The following is a 20,609-nucleotide window of genomic DNA, read 5'->3' on the forward strand; positions in this document are numbered from 1 at the left end:
GGCTTAATCAGCGAAGTGACAGGACAGTCCGGTCATTTGTCCATCGGGTCGCTTTCAGCATATTCCAGAAGAGAAGTGACATCTGAAATCCGCGCGTGGTTGCGATCGATGACGACTCCGGTTGCCTTGAGGCGCGAAAATGCGCGGCTCAGGCTTTCGGGCTTCATTCCAAGGCGTCCGGCGATCAGCATCTTGTCATAGGGCAGCACCACCTCGCAGGCACCGCTGTCGCGATCGCAAAGACCCAGCAGGAATTTTGCCACCCTCTGTGCCCCGGTTTGCGCCTTCAGTTGCTCCAACTGCGCCACCAGTGAATGCAGGTGCGTAAATGTTGCCGCCAGTATCGAGATACCGATTTCGGGGTCTTCCTTCATCAGAGATATCAGCACAGGGATCGGGATATGCATCACCTGACAACGCGACACGGCCTCGGCAGAGACCGGATAGGGCATATTGCGCAACGCCACCGCCTCGCCAAAGCTTTCGCCCTTGGTGAAAACGCTGACCACTGCCTCGGCACCGGACGGAGACATCCGGAACAGTTTGATCCACCCAGCCAGAACCACGTGAACGGCCTGAGCCGTCTCTTCCTGCAGAAAGATGGTTTCCCCACGGTCGTATTCGCGCCAGATGGCTTGGCTCAGTAACGTATCTACATGTTGCTCTGGCAAGCTCCTGAGCAGCAAAGACTGCCGGGCAACTGCCTTTTCGGCTTCATGGGCCACGAATATTCCCCTTTTTCAGGCCGGGTCTCCGACCGGTATTTTCCTTGCTTTATGGCTATGCCAAAGCCATCGCCCAGGCACCAGCCCTTTCCCGCCCACCAACTTGACTATTGTCATGTCACGCCTCGGCCGCAGCGATTAACCTCGCTGCAAAGCCAGCAATCCGGGGAGCACACACCATGGACTACGAGCGATTTTTTAGTCAAAGCCTCGACGCATTGCGGGATGAGGGAAACTACAGGGTTTTCATCGATTTGCAACGCCACCGCGGCGCTTTTCCAAATGCGCGGCAAACCGATGGCGATATCCAGCGCGATGTGCGGATCTGGTGCTCGAACGACTATCTGGGCATGGGTCAGCATCCGGATGTGATCAACGCGATGCAAAATGCGTTGAATCGCTGCGGCGCAGGTGCGGGTGGAACGCGCAACATTTCCGGCACAACCCACGATCATGTGTTGCTCGAGGCGGAACTGGCTGACCTGCACGGGAAAGAAGCCGCGCTGCTGTTTACGTCCGGTTACGTTTCGAACTGGGCCGCGCTTGGTACACTTGCGGCGAAAATTCCTGGTCTGATCGTGTTCTCCGACGCGCTGAATCATGCCTCGATGATCGAGGGCATTCGCCACTCACGGGCGCAAAAGGTGATCTGGCAACACAACGACCTTGCCGATCTCGAGGCCAAACTGGCCGCCGCTGACCCCGATGCGCCCAAGATGATCGCCTTTGAATCCGTTTACTCAATGGACGGGGATATCGCCCCGATCAAAGAGATCTGCGACCTGGCCGACAAGTACGGGGCGATGACTTACCTGGATGAAGTTCACGCCGTTGGCCTCTATGGTCCACGTGGCGGCGGCATCGCCGAACGTGAAGGGCTGATGGACCGCCTGACCGTCATCGAAGGCACGCTTGGCAAAGCGTTCGGAGTAGTGGGCGGTTATATCGCAGCGTCGGTCGCCTTATGCGATTTCGTGCGCAGCTTCGCCAGTGGATTCATCTTTACGACCGCCCTGCCGCCGGCGATTGCAGCCGGGGCAGCGGCATCAATTCGGCATCTGAAACAGTCGAACGCCGAGCGCGGTTTGCAGAAGGCCCGTGTGGAACAGGTCCGGGCCAGACTGGATGCCGAAGGCATCCCGCATCTTCCCAACCCCAGTCACATCATTCCGGTGATGGTGGGTGATCCGGTGAAATGCAAATTCATTTCGGACACGCTGTTGGAAGAATTCGGCATTTATATCCAGCCGATCAACTATCCGACCGTTCCCAAAGGCACCGAGCGTCTTCGGATCACGCCGTCGCCCGTCCATACTGACGCAGATATCGATCATCTTGTCGGCGCACTGTCCGCGCTGTGGCAACGCTGTCAGATTGCCCGGCGGCCGATGGCCGCGCAGTGATACCGGCTTGAAAATTGTATAAAATGGCCGCCCTTTCGGGCGGCTTTTTCTATCATACCAGGTAGAGGCCAAAAACCGTGACTGAAAACCCGGTCAATACCATCGTAAAGCCTCGTAGCCAGCCGGGGCTGTCCGTCAGGTCGAGGTAGCGCGCGAGGATGAGGCGCGCCTTGAGCAAAGCCAAAAGCAGGATTCCACCCCCTATTGTCGCAGGCGCCGCAGGCAGCAGGGTCAGAAGCGCGGATGCCAGGCTGAGCGCCAGTAGTCCAAGCCAGGCCTTTGTTAGCGGGTTCGGGAGCCTCCGGCGGGAGTATTTGGGAAAAGATGAAGAGGCGGCCATGATGTTCATCCCAGCAGGTAGATGACCGGGAACAGCATGATCCAAACCAGGTCGACCATGTGCCAGAACTGGGCGCCTGCCTCGACATTTCGGGGTTCATCCCGCCAGGCGACCAGCAGGAGGATGAAGGCTCCGGCCAGCACATGTGCGGCGTGAAATCCGGTCAGCAGATAATAGAAGAGAAAGAACGGGTGGGTTTCGTAGCTGATACCCTGCGCTGCTTTGCCGGCATATTCCACCCCTTTGATGACAAGGAAAACCAGTCCCAGCAGGGACGCACCCAACAGGGCCAATCGGGCGGTATTCCGGCGGGCATCCCGCCGCCAGCGCAGTGCCTGTGCGGCCAGATAGCCAGACGTGACAAGAACGATGGTGTTCAATGCAGCTCCGGTGCGGTGAAGATGCGACTGGGCTTCGGCAAATCCTGCGGGGTCAGTCAGACGCACGCCCATGAAGGCGATCAGCCCTGCCCCAAACACCAGCAGTTCACTGATGATCAGCACCCACATCAGCAATTCGCCGGGCAGTTCGTCGATCAGGGTGGTGTCGCTCATGCGCCGACCAGTTGTCGGTAGATTTGCGGCAGGGCCATTGTCAGCCGGTGCGGGTCCGGGATGACGGCAAAGCCACCCTGCCCGAACATGCGCGGGAACCAGCTTTTGCCGGTCTTGTCGATGGTGACGCCAAAGACCGAATGACCGGCACGGCGGGCTTCGCGCACGGCCATACAGGTATCCTCGATCCCGTGGCGGCCCTCGTAATGGTCAAGGTCGTTGGGTTTGCCATCGGTGATGACCAGAAGCAGGCGGCGCTTGCGAGATTGCGCGGCCAGATCGGCAGAACAGTGGCGAATTGCGGCTCCGAGCCGGGTGTAGTGCCCCGGTCGCAGCGAAGCGATACGTTGCTCGACCTTCGGCCCCATGGGTTCGTCAAATCGTTTGCAACGCTGAACGTATACGCGTTCGCGTTTCAGCGAACTGAAGGCGTGGATGGCGAAATCGTCGCCGCAGGCATTCAGGCCCCAGGCCAGCGCCGCCAGCGCCTCGCGTTCTATGTCGATCACAGCGCGGCCGGCGACGGCGCTTTCGGTCGAGCGGCTGACATCCAGCAAGATCGACACCGCCAGATCGCGGGCCTCGGGGCGGGATTGCATCCAGACGCGTTCGTTGCTTTCCCCGCTTGCGAGACGGTCGGTAGCAGCCCGCACGGCGGCTTCGATGTCGAGTTGATCACCGTCCAGATGACCTCTGGTCATGACCCGACCGGGGCGCAGGGCTTCGAACTGGCGTTTGACGGCACGAATGCGGCGGGCCGTGGCGGGGTCCTTGCCGAACTCGGCTGCATCCTCGCGGATATCGGCGTCGGACAGCAGAACGTTGACGTGGTCGGGCAGGTATTGACCGGTGCGCACGTCCCATTCAGGATAGAGGGTGCGGCCTGACAGGCGTTCTCGGTTCACGTCTTCTGGCGCGAGATCGAGGTGGAGTTTTAACTTGGTCGGCGGCGCCTTGGAGATCTGACCGAGGCCGATCTCCTCCTGATCGTCGGCCGCTTTCTTCGCGTTGTCGGGGTCATCATCGTCGATACGACGGTTGATGTTCAAAAACTCGGCCCAACTGAGTATTGCTTCGAACTTGTGCAGGATGAAACTGTCGCTGCGCGAAGCCTGGTCAGATTTTCGGCGCCGCGCGCGGTGGGTCTTTTCACCGGATTCTTCGGGTGGGCCTTCTGTATCCGGGTTTTCAACCTCGTTATGTTCGGAAAACCCGACGGCGCGCAACTCGGGCCACAGCGGGACCGGGCGGAAATGCTGATAGCCGCGCGGGGCGGTGAGATCGTCACTCAGTGCCAAAAGCTCTTGGGCTTGCGGTGACAGGGGCGTGGGGTCACCCAGCATGTTGCGGACAACCTCTTCGACCGCCGCCTCGAGCGGTGGCAGGCCGGGTATGTTCCGTTGATACAGAACGCCCTTGCAGAGTTCAGCGTACAGCGGGCGCAGACCGGGGGCATTTTCCAATGTCGCCTCGACCATGTGCCGGGCAGCGACCAGTGCGCGCAGGTCGCCGCGCAGAGGATCGTCTTCGTCAATTCTTGTTGCGGCATGGGCGGCAGTTGCGGCCAGCCAGACATAAAGCGCGCCGTTTGCTTCGCGCGCGGGGAATACGGCCAGCCGGTCCGGCAAGCGCAGTACTTCCCCGTCGAACGACGCGCGCGGCATCAGTTCGGTTTCGGTCGCCAGACGGCGGCGCCAGCCGAGACGGTGGCGCGAAACTTCAGGAGAGACCGGGCGCAATTCGACGCCCGGACTGCCCCCCAGTCCCCGGAAGAGGACTGCCAGCCGCCCCGCGACCTCAGAGAGGTCGACCGCGGCTCCAACATGCACCTCAGGTGCATCGAGGCGGCTGGCAAGGGTGTGCCACAGTTTCCCGATCGTTTCTTCGGGTTCCCATGGCTCAAATTCGATCCTGACCATCGGCCGGCCTCACCCAAAGACAGCCGTGACAAGATCGAGGAGCCCGCGTTTGATGTCCTCATCATCAGTCAGAGGTTCGATCATTGCGGCAAGGATGGCGCGGTCGGTGGACATGCCCTGTGCGATCAGCGTCGCCGCATAGACAACCAGACGAGTGGAAACACCTTCCTCAAGATCCTGACCCTTGAGCCCGCGCAGCTTGTTCGCCAGCCGGATCAGCGGTTTGCAGCGCTCCAGCGCCAGCCCGCTTTCCTGGGCGACAACCTCGGCCTCCATCTCGGGCGACGGGAAGTCGAACTCCAGCGAGATGAACCGCTGCCGGGTCGAGGGTTTCAGGGTTTTCAGGATATTCTGGTAACCGGGGTTGTACGAGGCCACCAGCATGAAACCGGGTGCGGCCTCAAGCTCTTCGCCCGTGCGGTCGATCGGCAGGATGCGCCGGTCGTCGGTCAGCGGGTGCAGAACGACGGTGACGTCCTTGCGAGCCTCGACTACCTCATCAAGGTAGCAGATTGCACCTTCACGTACTGCGCGGGTCAGGGGGCCATCGACCCAGACGGTCTCGCCGCCTTTCAGCAAGTAGCGGCCGATCAGGTCGGCGGCAGCGAGGTCATCATGGCAGGCCACGGTGTAAAGCGGGCGGCCAAGGCTGGCGGCCATATGGGCCACAAAGCGGGTCTTGCCGCAGCCCGTCGGTCCTTTCAGCAAGACCGGCAGGTTGTTGGTATAGGCGGCGGCGAACACATCGCATTCGTCGCCCTGGGGGAGGTAGAAGGGGGCGTCAGCCGCCCCCGTTCCCATTTGTATGGAGCCGTCCATATCCATTACTCCGCAGGTGTTTCGGCTGCGCCGGGTTCAATGATCTCTTTCCGGGGAACCCAGATCGAGTAGATGAACAGCAGCGCACCAAGGACCACGACCAGACCAGAACCAAGACGCATCCAGTAGAAGATCTCGATCTGATCCTGCACATCCATGAAGTAGTCACCGACCACCCGTTGCATGTGAGTCTGAACAGTACCGGCAAAGGTCAGCACGAAGGTCATGAAGACCATGCCGCTGGTCATCAGCCAGAAGGACGCCATGTTGAGAACCTGATTGTAGGGATCGCGGTTCTTGAGGATCGGCATGGCATAGCTGAAGATCGCCAGGTTGAGGCAGACATAGGCACCGTAGAAGGCAAGGTGACCGTGAGCCGCGGTGATCTGTGTGCCGTGGGTATAGTAGTTCACCCCGTGCAGCGTGTGCAGGAAGCCCCAGACACCGGCACCGAAGAACGCCAGCGTGGCACAGCCCAGCGACCACAACAGGGCGGCCTTGTTGGGGTGGTCACGGCGGCCCTTCCAGACCATGACGAAGGCAAAGGCCATCATCGCGAAGAACGGGATCACCTCGAGGCTCGAGAAGATCGAACCGATCCACTGCCAGTACGCAGGCGTACCGATCCAGTAGTAGTGGTGGCCAGTGCCGAGGATGCCTGAGAACAGGGCCGCGGCAACGATGACATAGAGCCATTTCTCGACGATCTCACGGTCAACGCCGGTCAGCTTGAGCATCAGATAGGCCAGGATCGAGGCCATGATCAGTTCCCACACACCTTCGACCCACAGGTGGACAACGTACCACCAGTATTGTTTGTCCAAGGACAGGTTGCCGGGGTTGTAGAAAGCGAACAGGAACAAAAGCGCCAGACCCCACAGACCCAACAAAAGGATGTTGGTGATAGCGGTCTTTTTGCCCTTCAGAACGGTCATCGACACGTTGTATAGGAAGATCAGCGCAGCCACGACGATACCCGCCTTGACCCATTTGGGCTGTTCCAGGAACTCGCGCCCTTCTTTGCCCAGCAGCCAGTTGCCTTCGAACAGGTTGAAGACATAGGTCACGACCACGCCCAGCGTGCCGACGACCAGAATGATCAGCTGCAGATAGGCCAGCTTGGGCGAGTGGATCTCGCGCTCGGCCTCTTCCGGGATCAGGAAGTAAGCAGCGCCGAAGAAGCCCAGGATCAGCCAGACGATCAGCGAGTTGGTGTGAAGCATCCGCACGATATTGAACGGCAGAAGCTCACTCAGGAAGTTTGGCGATACATAGATCAGTCCGGCCAGCAGGCCGCCGATCACCTGGATCGCGAACAGGCCCATTGCCACTGCGAAGTAGGCGTAGGCGATTTTTTGGGATTCGTATTTCATTGTCCTTGTCCCTTTCTCAGCCTGCCTCGTTGGGCGGCCAGCCCTGAGCGTCGATATTGTCCGTCCAGATCAGGAAGTTGGTCAGGTCGCGGAGTTCTTCGTCGCTGAGGTTGAAATTGGGCATCTGTCGGCGACCGGGAATGCCGGTCGGCTGCGCCTCCATCCAGCCCTTGAGGGATTCAAAGGCTGATTCCGGGTCGTCCAGCACCCCCCAACGGGTCATCACGTTACCGACTTCCGGGGCGAAGTAGGCCCCTTCGCCGAGAATCGAGTGACAGTTGATGCAGGCGTGTTTTTCCCAGACGTGCTTGCCGCGAACCACACTTTCGTCAAGCTTTGCCGCGTTTTCGGAATTGACGATATACAGGTGGGAATGGGCCGACAGGGCCAGAAAGATTAGAATGAAGAACAGTGACCCGCCATAGAATATATTGCGAGCCATGCTCTTTGTCATGACTTCTCGCATCGCGCTCTCCTTTGCGCAGATTAGCTAGTTTGCTCAGAATGGCGGGTGGGTCATGGTATCGCCTTAACGAAAGTCAAGACTTGCGACAGGAAATCAGATTCAGTTTGAGTGCCCCAGCCGTGGACCCGTCAGCGCAGGCCACATGGCGATCAGATACAGCACAAAGGCGCTGACCCAGAGACCATCGGACAGCAGCATCGCAACTAGATAGCCAGATTCCATATCCGCCGCGATCCAGCGCGAGATCGCTGCCGCGGCCATCAGTCCATAGGCCACGACCATCGGGCCGGGTGCGATCAGATCCCGTCCGCTGTGCCCCAGCGCAGCTCGGCTCATGACCGCAAGGGTCATGCCGCCCACGCAACCGATGCCCAGAACGTGCAGCGCAGCAACCTCGTTGCCGAAACCCAATGCCGCAAGCCCCCAAAGAATCAGCCCCAGCGCCAGCATTCCAAGTCCCAGGTGCAGCGCGAGCAGGATTGGCTGCCGCGCGGACCAGATCATGCGCCAGCGCAACATGCGCAGGATTTGCACACCGCCAAGGGCCAGCCCCAGCACTCCGGCCGTGCCCGTCGCGCCCAATACCAGAACGCCACAGGGCAGAACCAAGGCCAGAATCATGCCCGCCTTGTCCAGGCCCGCCACCGAGACCGGCCAGTTCGCCTCGGGCTCTCCGGCGCGTTTCATTGCATTGCGTGTAAAGGCGGGAGTGATCCGGCCCCCCAGAATGGCGATCATCGCACAGAGTGTCAGCAAGCCTGCTCGCAGACCTGTTTGCAGTGTGTCGCTTGTAATACCAGCCCATTCCAGATGGGTCAGCAGGTTCGCGACCCAGATGAGGCTTAGCAGCAGGAGAAACACCATGTTCTGCGGCTTGGGACGGCGGATGAGCAGTGTGGCGATCTTGGCTGCCAGAATTGGCACAAAGGCCAGATCCAAAACCGCGACCACAAGCGGCGGCAGTATCCCGGAAAACCACATTGCCATCCGGCCGGCCAGCCAGACCCCTGCCGCCAGTGCGATGAAGCGAGCCCGCGCGTCGGGCGCACCGGTCCAGTTCGGCACCGCGGTCAGGAAGAACCCTCCCAAAGCTGCTGTGGCATAGCCGAAAATCATCTCATGCGCGTGCCACATAGGCGGTGTCATGCCGTAATCCGGTGCCAAATACGGCACCGCCAGCCACAGCCCCCAGACAAGGCCGACAAACAAGCCGTAGAGACCTGCAGACAGGAAAAAAACTCGGAATCCTTCACCAAAAATACGGGTGATGATCGTGGGCATTTCTGCTCTCCTAGACCGTTTTGCCACACGTAGCAGCCCGGCGGCCCGGATGACTTAACCAAAATCAAAACCGTCGCAAAACATGACCCGGAAACACCTCTTTTATTAGGAATTATTTTTGCATTTCAGTCTGTGTACAAACCCGTTTCCGTCCCTTCCGTTGACTTTGGTCAAGGATAACATCTCCGTGATGTTTCAGTCTCCAGCCTGCCTCACCAGCAAATGGAGAGTGATCATGTCACTTGGAATCAGCTACAACAAAACTGGCCGCGCCTTTGGGGTCGGTTTGGCGATGCTGCTGGGCAGCGTCGCTGCACCAGTCTTCGCCGAAGAGCCAACATTGAGCGACGAAGCGTTTGAATCGTCCAAACAGCTCTATTTCGAGCAATGCGCAGGTTGCCACGGCGTTCTGCGTAAAGGCGCCACAGGCAAAAACCTTGAACCCCACTGGAAGAAAACCGCAGCCGATGGCACCGTGACCGAAGGCGGCACCCTCGCGCTTGGGCAGGAACGTCTTGAAAAGATCATCGCCTGGGGGACCGAAGGCGGCATGAACAACTTCTCGGACATCATGACCGAGCAGGAAATCAAGGACATGGCGACATACATTATGATGGAGGCCCCCAAGCCGCCTGAGATGTCGCTGGAACAGATGAAAGCGACACGCAAGGTCTATGTCGAAGAAGCCGACTATCCGACCGAACCGCTGCATGGCCGCAACTGGGAGAACTTCTTTGTCGTCATCGAACGTGACGTAGGTAAAGTGGCCGTGATCGACGGCGACACCAAAGAAGTGCTGACACACATCCCGACCGGTTACGCTGTCCACGTTCTGAAAGCATCCGAACACCACAGCACTACCGAACCGGAACATCCGGGCCGCTTCTGGTACACCATGGGCCGCGACGGCAAGATGACCAAGATCGACCTCTGGCAGAAACCTGAGAATATGTTGGTTTCCGAAGTCAAGATTGCCTATGACGCCCGCGATGTGGCCGTTTCCGGCGATGGCAAATACGTCATCGGTGGTGGTTACTGGCCGCCGCATTTCGCAATCGTCGATGCCCAGACCATGGAACCGGTCAAAGTTGTATCGACACGCGGCGTGAACGTGGACGGGGACTATGTGGAAGAGGCCCGCGTGGCCGCAATTTACACCACACCGAACGAGCCAACCTGGATTGTCGCGATCAAGGAATTGGGTCAGCTGTGGCAGGTCGACTATACCGACCTTGAGAACCTGCGGATCGACAAGATCGACAGTGCCAAGTTCCTGCATGACGGGTTCTTCGACCCGACAGGCCGTTACTTCCAGATCGCCGCGAACGCGTCGAACAAGATGGTTGTCGTCGACACCGAAACTCACAAGCTTGAGGCGATGATCGACACGGCCGCGTTGCCGCACCCCGGCCCGGGTGCCAACTGGGTTGACCCGAATTGTGGTCCGGTTGCTGGTACAACCCACCTTGGTGTTGGTGCCGTGACCGTCTGGGGCAACGACCCAGAGAACCGTCCGGACGATGCCTGGAAGGTCTGCTACGAAGTGGAAACCGACGGCCCCGGCCTGTTTATCCGCACGCACCCGAATTCGGATTACATCTGGGCTGACCAGACCAAACATCCGGAACCGGAAATTCAGCAGTCCGTTCAGGTCATCTCGAAAGAGACCGGCGAGATCGTGAAAACCATCCAGATCACCGAAGATGAAGGCAGCGCTGCTGTTCACTTCGAGTTCAACGCGGATGGTACCGAGGTCTGGGTTTCCAAATGGAACCTGTCGGATTCGAAAGAACCCAACGGTCAGATCGTGATCTTCGACGCCAAGACGCTGGAAGAAATTGGCCGCATCGAAGGGCTTTATGCCCCGACCGGCAAGTTCAACGTCTACAACCGTTCGAACCACGTCACCTGACGGGATCGCATCCAGAACCGGAAAGGGCGGGCCCCTCGCCCGCCCTTTCCTCGTTTGACCTATCAGCCAAACTCACCGGCCTGCCACACAAGGCCTGACAAGACAGCCATAACGGAGCACGGATATGACCTCCGAACCGGATAAAAAACCACCGATCTGGCGCCGGTATTTCCTGTGGGGAATGCCCGTGGCCGGTCTCGCTGCCGCCTTTGCTGCAGGCATCATCTTCTGGGGCGGCTTCAACACCGCCATGGAAGCGACCAACACCGAGAAGTTCTGTGTCTCGTGTCACGAGATGCGCGATTATATTTACACCGAATACACCGGCACGATCCACGATGTGAACCGTTCCGGCGTGGGCGCGGTCTGTTCAGACTGCCACGTGCCCAAGGACTGGACCCACAAGATCATCCGCAAAATCCAGGCCTCCAAAGAGCTTTATGGCAAAATGGTCGGGACCATCAGCACCCCAGAGAAATTCGAAGCCAAACGCATCCATCTGGCGATGAACGAATGGGAGCGGATGAAGGCTACCGACTCGCGCGAGTGCCGTAACTGCCACGATTTCGAATCGATGATGCCCGAATTCCAGAAACCCCGCGCCCGTCAGCAGCACCTGAACGCGATGGAAACCGGTCAGACCTGTATCGATTGCCACAAGGGGATTGCGCACTCGAACATCCGGGACCGTGCAACCGACGAGTATCTGGAAGAGCTGGAAGCCCCGAACCCTGCGTTTGTCCGGCCGATCCCGCCAGAATATCTAGCCAGCCTCGAGAAGATCGAAGCCCTTGAAGCTGCCGAGGCCGACGCGGAAAAAGCCGCCAAACAAGCCCAGCAAGAGGCTGTTCAGGCCCAGATTGCGGCCGCTGTTGACGCCGCTGTGGCGGAAGAACGCGCCAACGCTGCGGGAGAGGCCTCGGCCGCGCCTGCGGGCGGCGGTGGCAGCGACGTCGCTTCGAACATCGACTGGAATGCCGTGGCCAGTGCGGACCTGAAACTGTTCTACCCCGGTCAGGCGTCGTTCGAATGGGTGCAAAACGGCAAGACCCACGGCGGTGCCCGTCCGCTGACCAAGGGGGGCGATCAGTGTTCGACCTGTCACGCCAAGGAACTGGACACCATCGGAAACAAGATCGTTGCCGGTGGCGAACTGGAACCGACCCCGATCCCGGGCAAACGTGGGGTGATCGACGCAACCGTTCAGGCGGCGCATGACGATGAAAACCTCTATATCCGCCTGCAATGGCCGGATGCGGGCCATAGCCCTGCCCCGTTCGTTGATGGCGGCAAAATGGACCCCGACAACCAGATCAAGGTCGCCATGATGATCACCGGCACAGATATTGAACTGGGTGATCAAGTGGGTTGCTGGGCTTCATGTCACGCCGACAACAGCTACATGCCCTTTGACCCGGGTGCGGATGCCATTGCCGCCAATGGTGATGTTACGGGACGGCTGACCGCGCAGGACACGGTGACCAAATACATCAGCGAAAGCCGCACCGAGGTTGAAGTCAAGGGCCGCGGTGGCAAGCCCCTGGGTGGTTGGGACAAGCTGCAGTCTGCCGAGCAGATTGAGCAATACCTGGCCGACGGTGCCTATCTTGACCTGATGCGGGTCTATGCTGATGGCAGTGCAACCAACGGCTATCTGCTGGATCAGCGCGTGGTCAATGACGGTGAAATCGCCGCCTCGGCCGAGCTTTCCGGCGGAACGTGGACTGTCGTGTTCACGCGGCCGTTGAACTCCGGTGCGCCGGGTGATGTGCCGCTGGAACCCGGGCAGACCTATACGGTCGGCTTTGCAATCCACGATGACTATGCCAGTGCGAGGTTCCACCATGTGACGCTGAACACCAGCCTCGCGCTGGACGACGACAGCGCGAATATCAACGTGGTGAAACAGTAACGGTTGGGGCCGGAGGATCCGGCCCCTGACCTTTCAGAAAGGAGATTGGATCATGAAAACCCAAAGACTTCTTCCTGCACTTTTGTTTCTGGCATCACCGGTGCTTGCGGCCGACGAAGACACAGCCGCAATCTGCGCCGAGGCCGAAGAACGTTATGTCGAATTGTTCGACCAACCATCGTCAGCCGTTGAGGACGCCGAAGTTGTGTTGATGTACAAATACAATTTCTGCCCTGCCGAACTGACGGTCAAAGCAGGAACCACGGTCCGCTGGGTGAACGTGGACAAACGCACCAGCCACAGCGTGCTGCTGAAAGACGGCAGCGAACCTGAAAGCGACCGGCTGTTTCCCGAGGAAACGGTTGATCTGACCTTCCTCACCCCGGGGCCGCAGGACTATCTGTGCGGTCCGCATTGGGAGACACAGAACATGATCGGAATGATCACAGTAGGTCCCTGAGCAGAAGCAGACATACGGGCAGAAGTAAGGAGCGCGGATGCAAATCCCGCGCTCCTTAACTTATGTCAAGGAGGTTGAACCGCGAATGCGCCAACCTGCCGTCATGACACGCCCGGTTCACCCAGCAACGTCCCGTAATCACACTGGATTCGCGCAGGAAACACCGGGTTCCGACGACATTCAGGACAAGTGAGTTTGCACATGAGCGGTAAGGTTTTTCTGATTGGTGCCGGACCGGGTGATCCGGAGCTGATGACCCTGCGCGCCCTGCGGATGCTGCAACAGGCGGATGTGGTGGTCTATGATCGATTGGTCTCGGACGAAATCCTTGCCATGCACACCGAAGGGGCACGACTCATACCTGTCGGCAAAGCCCCGAAATGCCACACTGTCCCACAAGACCGCATCAACGAAATCCTGCTGGAAGAGGCCCGCGCTGGCCATACTGTGGCGCGCCTGAAAGGCGGCGACCCGATGATTTTTGGCCGCGGTTCGGAAGAGGCCGCCTATCTGGTGGACCACGGCGTCGAGGTCGAATACGCGCCCGGAATTACAGCGGCACAAGGCGCGTCTTGTTCAACGGGCGTGCCACTGACCCATCGGGGCCTTGCGACCTCAGTCCAATATGTCACCGGGCACCGGCAGGCAGACAAGGTTCTGGATCTGGACTGGAAACGTCTGGCCGACCCGGATTCGACGCTGGTGGTTTATATGGGCGTTGCCAACATCGGTCAGATCGCCATGGGTCTGATGACCGAAAACCTGCCCGGATCGACCCCTGTTCTGGCCGTCGCCAAGGCCACCACCCGCGCAGAACGCCGCCTTGTTTCCCGGCTGGATCGGTTGGCTGCGGATGTGCGTCAGGCGGAACTTGCGGCCCCTACGCTGTTCATCATCGGTCAGGTCGTTTCGCTATATTCCGAGCGACCCGTGGCTGAGTTATTGGAACAGGCTCATGGCTAGGCTAGGTCGCCAAAATACCGCGCCGGCCCGCAATAATCCGCAGTCAGGATGGGCCGGGCGCACCGTTCTGACCATGGCCGTGCTAGTGGCAACCTCGGCAATTGCCGCCGATACGCTGGACCCCAACGCTCTGAAGCGGCTTGTCCATCAGGATTGCGGATCGTGCCACGGGTTGTCTTTGAAGGGGGGCCTAGGCCCCGATTTGCGTGCGGGAACTCTTGCACATTACGACGCCGAAGTTCTGACCGGCGTCATCCTTGACGGAATCCCGGACACCGCGATGCCGCCCTGGCGCCCCTTGATCACAGAAGAAGAGGCCGAGTGGATCGCTCGCTACCTGCTGGAACCGGAGGCACAATGAAACAGCTCATCCTCGGCCTTGCCGCAACCCTCATGATGTCCACTGCGCAGGCGGAACCCACCGCCACCGGCGACCTCGGGCTGGTGATCGAACGGGCGCAGGGTTCAGTCCTGCTGGTCGATCAATCCGAGCGCACGGCGCTGGCCCGGATCGAAGGCCTGGGCGATCTGTCTCATGCGTCGCTGGTCTATTCGCCCGACGAACGTTTTGCCTACGTGTTCGGCCGCGATGGAGGTCTGTCCAAGGTCGACATCGTCACCCGCCAGATTGCCAATCGTGTTGTACAGGCGGGCAACGCCATCGGCGGCGCAATCTCTGACGATGGTACGCTGGTGGCAGTGTCCAACTATGAACCCGGCGGCGTGCGCGTGTTCGATGCCGATACGCTTGAAATGGTCGCAGACATTCCGACCGGCAGCAAAACCATCGGCCTGGTTGACGCGCCCGGTCGGCGGTTCGTGTTCACCATGTGGGACACGGGTGAGACTTGGATAGCCGATTTTTCCTCAGGTACGCCGGAAATCACCAAAATCCCCGATATGGGTGAAAACCCCTACGACGCTTTGATAACCGCAAATGGCCGGACCTATATCACAGGCCTGTTTGGCGAGGATGGCTTAACGGCGTTGGACCTCTGGGCTGACACCCCGCAACCCATCCGCGTGCTGCCCGATTACGGGCGCGGGCAAGAAGAGATGCCCGTCTACAAGATGCCCCATCTTGAAGGTTGGGCGCTGACCGGTCGTGAATTCGTTCTGCCCGCTGTTGGCCATCACGAGGTCTTGTGGATCAACGCCGATACCCTGACCGAGACCGGGCGTACCCAAACCCATGGCCAGCCGGTCTTTGCAATGGCGCGGCCCGACGGGCGGCAAGTCTGGGTCAACTTCGCCCACCCGCTGAACGATACAATCCAGGTCATCGACAGTGTCAGCAAGGACATCATCCACGAATTCAAACCCGGCCCCGCCGTACTGCACATGGAGTTCACGCCGCGCGGTCATGAGGTCTGGATCAGCGTCCGGGATGCCAACAAGGTCATGATCTACGACACGCAAACATTTGAAAAACTGCGTGAAATCGAAGCGGACAGCCCATCGGGCATCTTCTTCACCGCCCGCGCGCACAGAACAGGCCTGTAACCCATGTGCCATATCACCGACCCGATCGATCGCCACCTTCTGGATGATTTCCAGCGCAACTTTCCAGTCACCGAACGCCCTTTCCAAGTTGTGGCCGACACACTGAAGCTCAGCGAGGCCGATGTGATCGACCGGCTGGCCCGCATGCGGGCGGCAGGCCGGATCACGCGTGTCGGGGCGACCATCGCGCCCGGCGCGGTTTCCGCAAGCACGCTGGCTGCGGTTGCGGCACCTGAGCACCGCATTGAAAAGATTGCTGCCCTGATCGACGCGGAACCGGGCGTGAACCATAACTACCAGCGGGAAGATGATTGGAACCTCTGGTTCGTCGCCACCGGGCCGGATCGCGCACATGTCGACAACACGCTGGCCCGGATCAGAAAAAAAACCGGACTTCGCGTTCTCGACCTGCGGCTGGTGCGCCCCTTCAACGTAGATCTGGGGTTCCGCATGTCCGGTGGCGCGCGACGCGTTCCCAGCGCGCGTCGGATCGACCGGTCGGCCATGCAGGACGGTGACCGTGATTTGCTCCAGTCACTGAGCTCGGGCCTGTCACTTGTCGGTGACCCTTACGCGGCGCTGGCCCGGTCGCTGGGTCGAGAGCCCGAAGATGTAATGACGCGCATTCGCTGCCTGCACGAGGCGGGCATCATCTCGCGTTTGGGCGTCATCGTGCGTCACCGTGCACTCGGATGGTCTGCCAACGCGATGGTCGTCTGGGACCTTCCCGCCGATCAGATTGACACTGCTGGACCGGCCCTTGCGGCCCATCCCGGGATCACCCTGTGTTACGAACGCAATCCGGTCGAGGGGGTCTGGCCCTATCGGCTCTATTCCATGATCCACGCCCGCTCGCGGAGCGAAGCGTATGAGGTGCTGGCTGGCGCGACCGAGCTTCAGGAGCTGACCGGTGCGCGGCACAAGGTTCTGTTTTCGACCCGCTGCTTCAAACAGACCGGCGCGCTGATCCAACCGAAGGAGTCCGCCGCATGACACTCGACGCAATTGATCGCAGAATCCTGAACAGGATGCAGGACGACCTGCCATTGGTACCGAACCCCTACGCCGCCGTGGCAGACGCGTTGAGCATATCTGAAAGCGATTTGCTGAATCGCCTGTCCCGGATGAAGAAAGAGCGTGTGATTACCCGGTTTGGCCCGTTCTTCGACGCAGCCGCCATGGGGGGGGCTTTTTGCCTCTGTGCCATGGCTGTTGAACCCGAGAATTTCGAAGCCGTCCTAACCAAAGTCAATGCGCACCCCGAGGTGGCCCATAATTATGAACGCACGCACCGGCTGAACATGTGGTTCGTTTTGGCGACCGAAACACCTGAAGGGATTGCAACAGCGGCCGAGGCAATCGAAAGGGAAACCGGGATCGCCGTCCTGCAGTTCCCCAAACTACAGGAATTTTTCATAGGCTTCCGGGTGGCAGCATGATCGACGCAAAAGACAGAGAGATCATTGAGGCTTTGCAAGGCGGCCTGCCGCTGGTCCCTGCCCCCTATGCCAGTGTGGCCGAAACCCTGGGCATGGACGAAGACGCCTTGCTTTCTCGGCTTGCGGGTCTGAAATCGCGCGGGGTGATCCGCCGTATCGCTGCGGCACCCAACCACTACAAGCTGGGCATGACGTCGAACGGAATGACCGTGTGGGATGTGGACGACAACCGTGTTGCCGAACTGGGCGCAGAAATCGGCGCGCTGCCCTATGTTACGCACTGCTATGAACGCCCGCGCGCCCTGCCCGACTGGCCCTATAACCTTTTTGCCATGGTCCATGGTTCGGACCGGACCGAGGTCGAAGAAAAGCGGGCAGAAATCACGGCCATTCTGGGCGACGCCTGCCGCGCCAAAGACATCCTTTATTCTACACGCATCCTGAAAAAAACCGGGCTGCGTCTGAAGTCCAAAGAGCAATTGAAAGGCTGAAACATGTTCCGCCTGACCGAATACATGCATCAACTGGTCAATCCGACGCCGGTGCGCAAACGGCGTCCGGGTCCGGTGAAGCCGGTGGTGATCTGGAACCTGACACGGCGCTGCAACCTGAAGTGCCGCCATTGCTACACCGTCTCGGCGGATGTGGCCTTCCCGGGTGAGCTCAGCCACGAGCAAGCCATGGTTACCCTTGAGGATCTGGGCCAGTTTCGCGTCCCGGCCCTGATCCTCTCGGGTGGGGAGCCGCTGGACCGGTTCGACTTCTTCGACATCGCGAAACGCGCCCGCGATCTGGTGCCGATGCTGGCGCTGTCGACAAATGGAACGCGGATTTACGACGAAACCGCTGACATGATCGCCGATGTGGGGTTCAGCTATGTCGGCATCTCGCTGGACGGGATCGGGGCCACGAACGATTGGTTCCGTGGGGTCAAGGGTGCTTTTGCCGACGCCCTGCGCGGCGTACGTGAATGCAAGAAACGCGGCATCAAGGTTGGTCTGCGTTTTTGCCTGACCGAAGGGACCCAGCATCACCTGCCCGACCTGCTGAAACTGTGTGACGACGAGGGAGTGGACAAGTTCTACTTGTCCCACCTGGTCTATGCCGGACGTGGCGACAAGAACCGGGGCGAGGATGCCGAGCATCTGCTCACCCGCAAGGGATTGGACCTGTTGTTGGAGCGCGCATGGGAGGCGGCCTCTGGAGGGCGACCGCTGGATATCGTCACCGGCAACAACGACGCGGATGCCGGGTATTTTCTGAACTGGGTACGTTCGCGTTTCGATGCAGAGAAAGAGGCGCATGTGCGCGAACATCTTGCCGCATGGGGTGGCAACTCCAGCGGTCTGGGTGTTGCCAATATCGACAATCTCGGTCGCGTGCATCCCGACACTTATTGGTCCGACTACACGGTCGGCAACGTGAAGACAAAATCGTTTTCAGAACTTTGGACCAGTGATGACCCGATGCTGGCCATGCTGCGCACGCGCCCCCGCCCGCTGAAGGGGCGCTGTGGCGCCTGTCAGCTGAAGGATGTGTGTGGCGGCAACACCCGCATTCGCGCCTTGCAACTGACCGGCGATCCCTGGGCCGAAGATCCGGCCTGCTATCTGTCAAATCAAGAAATCGGCGTGGACGACGCGGGCGAACGTCTGCAGGTCACGCCGTTCCGGGGGAAACGTCATGATCCGGCGCATCAGTTCTTTTGATAATGGGCGTTCTGTTCACCCAGCACCTGTGCGGGTGGTGAGTTCTGAAGCCTCCGGCGGGAGTATTTGTAAAAAGATGAAGATCGGGGTCTTGTGTTCGATCCTCAGTGTCGGGGCGGCATGGGCGGATGCGCCTTCAGACTATGCCGAGCATTGCGCATCGTGCCACGGTGAGAGCCGTCTGGGCGGTGTGGGTCCGGCGCTGATCCCCGAGACCTTGAAACGCATGCGCGGCCCCCGTGTTGCCGCAGTAATTGCCGAAGGGCGGGCGGCGACACAGATGCCGGGGTTTTCGCATGAGCTTGACGCCTTGCAGATCGAGGAATTGGCAGGTTGGCTGAAATCGCCGCTGGAGACCGACCCGGAATGGGGTGAGGCCGAGATTATGGCCAGCCGTGCTCTGGACGAGGATTACACATCGGTTGATGCCCCTGTCTGGGACAGTGACCCCATGAACATCACGCTGGTCGTTGAAACTGGCGATCACCATGTCAGCGTTCTGGATGGTGACACTTTCGAGGTTCTCGACCGGTTCGAGACACCCTTTGCCGTGCATGGCGGGCCAAAGTTCAGCCCCGACGGGCGATATGTCTTCATCATGTCGCGCGACGGCTGGGTGCAGAAATATGACATCTGGGCGTTGAAACAGGTGGGTCGTGCGCGCGCCGGCCTGAACAGCCGTAACATCGCTATGTCAGGCGATGGCAAATGGGTGGCCGTGGCAAATTACCTGCCCAACACCCTGACCTTGTTGTCGACAGAGGATCTGTCGGTTGCAAAGGTCATCGAGATCAAAGGCAAGAAGGGCAAGGGCAGCCGTGTTTCGGCCGTGTATCAGGCTCCGCCGCGCGAGAGTTTTGTTTTGGCGCTGAAAGATGTGCCCGAGATATGGGAGGTCTTTTATGGCGCCAACCCGCCGCAATCCGGGCTGGGTCATGACTTCCGCATCGAAGGGCAGTTCAAGAACCCTGACCCCTTCCCGGTGCGCAAGATCACGACGCCGGACTACCTGGACGACTTCTTTTTCGATCAGAGCTACGAATACGTCATGGGTGCGTCCCGCGATGGTAAAGGCGGGCAGGTGATCGACCTGGTCATCGGTCAGAAAGTGGCCGATCTGGACCTGCCGGGGATGCCGCATCTGGGGTCGGGCATCACTTGGCAGCACGGTGATACAACCGTGATGGCCACTCCACATTTGACCGATGGCACCGTGTCGGTGATCGACATGCAGACATGGGAAACCGTCAAGCGGATCAAGACCGATGGGCCCGGGTTCTTCATGCGCAGCCATGAGAACTCACCCTACGTCTGGGCCGACGTGTTCTTTGGACCCAACAAGGACGCGATGCATGTCATCGACAAGCAAAGCCTTGAAATCATAAAGACTCTGCGACCTGCTCCGGGCGAAACCGTGGCCCACGTGGAATTTACCAAGGACGGCAGCCATGCGTTGGTTTCGATCTGGGAGGATGACGGCGCGGTGATCGTCTATGATGCGCAGACGCTGGAGGAAGTTCGCCGTCTGCCGATGCGCAAACCTTCGGGGAAATACAATGTCTGGAACAAGATCACCTTCTCGGAAGGCACCAGCCACTGAGGGCAGATGGTCGGTTTGGAAACTGGCCATACTGCTGTACCCGGCCACCGCACTGACCGTGGCCATCAACCTGTTTTTGCTTGGCCTGATCCTGCACAGCGCCGGGTTCGGCGCGATTGAACCAGTTCCGGCGATCCTTTGGTCGATTCCTTTAGGGATTCCAGCGACATGGCTGGCCGGGCGCTGGCTGCGCGGGTTGATGGACGAGGCCGATGAATAGGTGCAAAATTT

General features: G+C 59.6%; 21 protein-coding genes. 13 read left to right on the top strand and 8 right to left on the bottom strand.

Annotated elements, in window-relative coordinates; genetic code table 11:
• Positions 1-32: 32 nt before the first annotated feature.
• Positions 33-725 carry a Crp/Fnr family transcriptional regulator gene (locus tag ACR3EQ_RS23750; protein ID WP_170613974.1) on the bottom strand — a complete coding sequence of 231 codons (693 nt, stop codon included), beginning with the start codon at positions 723-725 and terminating at the stop codon, positions 33-35.
• A 179-nt stretch (positions 726-904) separates the two neighbouring features.
• Here ACR3EQ_RS23750 and hemA point away from each other — a divergent pair, with 179 nt between their 5' ends.
• On the top strand, positions 905-2,128 hold the full coding sequence (gene hemA / locus ACR3EQ_RS23755) for a 5-aminolevulinate synthase (RefSeq protein ID WP_170613975.1): 1,224 nt from the start codon (positions 905-907) through the stop codon (positions 2,126-2,128).
• 52 nt (positions 2,129-2,180) lie between these two features.
• Here the strand turns inward: hemA and ACR3EQ_RS23760 are convergent, their stop codons facing one another.
• The 7 genes from ACR3EQ_RS23760 to ACR3EQ_RS23790 form a co-directional block, all read right to left on the bottom strand.
• Entirely contained in the window at positions 2,181-2,468 is a 288-nt protein-coding gene (locus ACR3EQ_RS23760; RefSeq protein WP_170613988.1) for a cytochrome C oxidase subunit IV family protein, read from the bottom strand.
• A 5-nt stretch (positions 2,469-2,473) separates the two neighbouring features.
• Positions 2,474-3,022, bottom strand: a complete 549-nt coding sequence (locus ACR3EQ_RS23765; protein WP_170613989.1) for a cytochrome c oxidase subunit 3 — start codon at positions 3,020-3,022, stop codon at positions 2,474-2,476.
• Positions 3,019-4,941 carry a nitric oxide reductase activation protein NorD gene (locus ACR3EQ_RS23770; RefSeq protein WP_480492341.1) on the bottom strand — a complete coding sequence of 641 codons (1,923 nt, stop codon included), beginning with the start codon at positions 4,939-4,941 and terminating at the stop codon, positions 3,019-3,021. Before ACR3EQ_RS23770 ends, ACR3EQ_RS23765 begins: the two co-directional genes overlap by 4 nt.
• A 9-nt stretch (positions 4,942-4,950) precedes the next feature.
• Positions 4,951-5,760: a CbbQ/NirQ/NorQ/GpvN family protein gene (locus ACR3EQ_RS23775; RefSeq protein WP_170613991.1), complete on the bottom strand. Its 810-nt coding sequence runs from the start codon at positions 5,758-5,760 to the stop codon at positions 4,951-4,953.
• Between the two features lie 5 nt (positions 5,761-5,765).
• Entirely contained in the window at positions 5,766-7,133 is a 1,368-nt protein-coding gene (locus tag ACR3EQ_RS23780) for a cbb3-type cytochrome c oxidase subunit I (protein WP_170613992.1), read from the bottom strand.
• Between the two features lie 16 nt (positions 7,134-7,149).
• Positions 7,150-7,599 (bottom strand): c-type cytochrome, encoded by a 450-nt coding sequence (locus ACR3EQ_RS23785; RefSeq protein WP_170613993.1) that lies wholly within the window; start codon positions 7,597-7,599, stop codon positions 7,150-7,152.
• Positions 7,600-7,698: 99 nt separating this feature from the next.
• Positions 7,699-8,880, bottom strand: coding sequence for an NnrS family protein (locus tag ACR3EQ_RS23790; protein ID WP_170613994.1), 1,182 nt, complete (start codon positions 8,878-8,880; stop codon positions 7,699-7,701).
• Between the two features lie 235 nt (positions 8,881-9,115).
• Here ACR3EQ_RS23790 and ACR3EQ_RS23795 point away from each other — a divergent pair, with 235 nt between their 5' ends.
• From ACR3EQ_RS23795 to ACR3EQ_RS23850, 12 genes are all read left to right on the top strand, one after another.
• Positions 9,116-10,792 (top strand): cytochrome D1 domain-containing protein, encoded by a 1,677-nt coding sequence (locus ACR3EQ_RS23795; RefSeq protein WP_170613995.1) that lies wholly within the window; start codon positions 9,116-9,118, stop codon positions 10,790-10,792.
• A 124-nt stretch (positions 10,793-10,916) separates the two neighbouring features.
• Positions 10,917-12,704 carry a NapC/NirT family cytochrome c gene (locus tag ACR3EQ_RS23800; RefSeq protein WP_170613996.1) on the top strand — a complete coding sequence of 596 codons (1,788 nt, stop codon included), beginning with the start codon at positions 10,917-10,919 and terminating at the stop codon, positions 12,702-12,704.
• A gap of 52 nt (positions 12,705-12,756) precedes the next feature.
• Entirely contained in the window at positions 12,757-13,164 is a 408-nt protein-coding gene (locus ACR3EQ_RS23805) for a plastocyanin/azurin family copper-binding protein (protein WP_170613997.1), read from the top strand.
• A gap of 201 nt (positions 13,165-13,365) precedes the next feature.
• The gene (gene cobA / locus ACR3EQ_RS23810; RefSeq protein WP_170613998.1) at positions 13,366-14,127 is read left to right on the top strand and encodes a uroporphyrinogen-III C-methyltransferase; all 762 of its coding nucleotides are present in this window, start codon (positions 13,366-13,368) and stop codon (positions 14,125-14,127) included.
• A 73-nt stretch (positions 14,128-14,200) separates the two neighbouring features.
• A complete protein-coding gene (locus tag ACR3EQ_RS23815) occupies positions 14,201-14,488 on the top strand; it encodes a c-type cytochrome (RefSeq protein ID WP_170825200.1) in 288 nt (95 codons plus the stop codon).
• On the top strand, positions 14,485-15,630 hold the full coding sequence (locus tag ACR3EQ_RS23820; RefSeq protein ID WP_170614000.1) for a cytochrome D1 domain-containing protein: 1,146 nt from the start codon (positions 14,485-14,487) through the stop codon (positions 15,628-15,630). Before ACR3EQ_RS23815 ends, ACR3EQ_RS23820 begins: the two co-directional genes overlap by 4 nt.
• Before the next feature lie 3 nt (positions 15,631-15,633).
• The gene (gene ahbB / locus ACR3EQ_RS23825; RefSeq protein ID WP_170614001.1) at positions 15,634-16,623 is read left to right on the top strand and encodes a siroheme decarboxylase subunit beta; all 990 of its coding nucleotides are present in this window, start codon (positions 15,634-15,636) and stop codon (positions 16,621-16,623) included.
• Positions 16,620-17,069: an Lrp/AsnC family transcriptional regulator gene (locus ACR3EQ_RS23830; RefSeq protein WP_170614002.1), complete on the top strand. Its 450-nt coding sequence runs from the start codon at positions 16,620-16,622 to the stop codon at positions 17,067-17,069. Before ahbB (ACR3EQ_RS23825) ends, ACR3EQ_RS23830 begins: the two co-directional genes overlap by 4 nt.
• Positions 17,066-17,560, top strand: a complete 495-nt coding sequence (gene ahbB, locus ACR3EQ_RS23835; protein WP_170614003.1) for a siroheme decarboxylase subunit beta — start codon at positions 17,066-17,068, stop codon at positions 17,558-17,560. The genes ACR3EQ_RS23830 and ahbB (ACR3EQ_RS23835) overlap by 4 nt, the downstream gene beginning before the upstream one ends.
• A 3-nt stretch (positions 17,561-17,563) precedes the next feature.
• On the top strand, positions 17,564-18,778 hold the full coding sequence (nirJ, locus tag ACR3EQ_RS23840; RefSeq protein ID WP_170614004.1) for a heme d1 biosynthesis radical SAM protein NirJ: 1,215 nt from the start codon (positions 17,564-17,566) through the stop codon (positions 18,776-18,778).
• Between the two features lie 76 nt (positions 18,779-18,854).
• Positions 18,855-20,378, top strand: coding sequence for a nitrite reductase (locus tag ACR3EQ_RS23845; RefSeq protein ID WP_170614005.1), 1,524 nt, complete (start codon positions 18,855-18,857; stop codon positions 20,376-20,378).
• Complete coding sequence (locus ACR3EQ_RS23850; RefSeq protein WP_170614006.1) at positions 20,335-20,598, top strand: hypothetical protein; 264 nt, start codon at positions 20,335-20,337, stop codon at positions 20,596-20,598. Before ACR3EQ_RS23845 ends, ACR3EQ_RS23850 begins: the two co-directional genes overlap by 44 nt.
• Positions 20,599-20,609: the final 11 nt, after the last annotated feature.

The organism is Ruegeria sp. AN11 (genome assembly GCF_056536005.1).

Coding starts and splice junctions, on each gene's coding strand:
- hemA (WP_170613975.1), top strand. CDS start 905: ATGGACTACGAGCGATTTTTTAGTCAAAGCCTCGACGCATTGCGGGAT.
- ACR3EQ_RS23775 (WP_170613991.1), bottom strand. CDS start 5,760: ATGGACGGCTCCATACAAATGGGAACGGGGGCGGCTGACGCCCCCTTC.
- ACR3EQ_RS23845 (WP_170614005.1), top strand. CDS start 18,855: ATGAAGATCGGGGTCTTGTGTTCGATCCTCAGTGTCGGGGCGGCATGG.
- ACR3EQ_RS23830 (WP_170614002.1), top strand. CDS start 16,620: ATGACACTCGACGCAATTGATCGCAGAATCCTGAACAGGATGCAGGAC.
- ACR3EQ_RS23795 (WP_170613995.1), top strand. CDS start 9,116: ATGTCACTTGGAATCAGCTACAACAAAACTGGCCGCGCCTTTGGGGTC.
- ACR3EQ_RS23805 (WP_170613997.1), top strand. CDS start 12,757: ATGAAAACCCAAAGACTTCTTCCTGCACTTTTGTTTCTGGCATCACCG.
- nirJ (WP_170614004.1), top strand. CDS start 17,564: ATGTTCCGCCTGACCGAATACATGCATCAACTGGTCAATCCGACGCCG.
- cobA (WP_170613998.1), top strand. CDS start 13,366: ATGAGCGGTAAGGTTTTTCTGATTGGTGCCGGACCGGGTGATCCGGAG.
- ACR3EQ_RS23765 (WP_170613989.1), bottom strand. CDS start 3,022: ATGAGCGACACCACCCTGATCGACGAACTGCCCGGCGAATTGCTGATG.
- ahbB (WP_170614001.1), top strand. CDS start 15,634: ATGTGCCATATCACCGACCCGATCGATCGCCACCTTCTGGATGATTTC.
- ACR3EQ_RS23785 (WP_170613993.1), bottom strand. CDS start 7,599: ATGCGAGAAGTCATGACAAAGAGCATGGCTCGCAATATATTCTATGGC.
- ACR3EQ_RS23780 (WP_170613992.1), bottom strand. CDS start 7,133: ATGAAATACGAATCCCAAAAAATCGCCTACGCCTACTTCGCAGTGGCA.
- ACR3EQ_RS23770 (WP_480492341.1), bottom strand. CDS start 4,941: ATGGTCAGGATCGAATTTGAGCCATGGGAACCCGAAGAAACGATCGGG.
- ACR3EQ_RS23790 (WP_170613994.1), bottom strand. CDS start 8,880: ATGCCCACGATCATCACCCGTATTTTTGGTGAAGGATTCCGAGTTTTT.
- ACR3EQ_RS23760 (WP_170613988.1), bottom strand. CDS start 2,468: ATGGCCGCCTCTTCATCTTTTCCCAAATACTCCCGCCGGAGGCTCCCG.
- ahbB (WP_170614003.1), top strand. CDS start 17,066: ATGATCGACGCAAAAGACAGAGAGATCATTGAGGCTTTGCAAGGCGGC.
- ACR3EQ_RS23820 (WP_170614000.1), top strand. CDS start 14,485: ATGAAACAGCTCATCCTCGGCCTTGCCGCAACCCTCATGATGTCCACT.
- ACR3EQ_RS23800 (WP_170613996.1), top strand. CDS start 10,917: ATGACCTCCGAACCGGATAAAAAACCACCGATCTGGCGCCGGTATTTC.
- ACR3EQ_RS23815 (WP_170825200.1), top strand. CDS start 14,201: ATGGCCGTGCTAGTGGCAACCTCGGCAATTGCCGCCGATACGCTGGAC.
- ACR3EQ_RS23850 (WP_170614006.1), top strand. CDS start 20,335: ATGTCTGGAACAAGATCACCTTCTCGGAAGGCACCAGCCACTGAGGGC.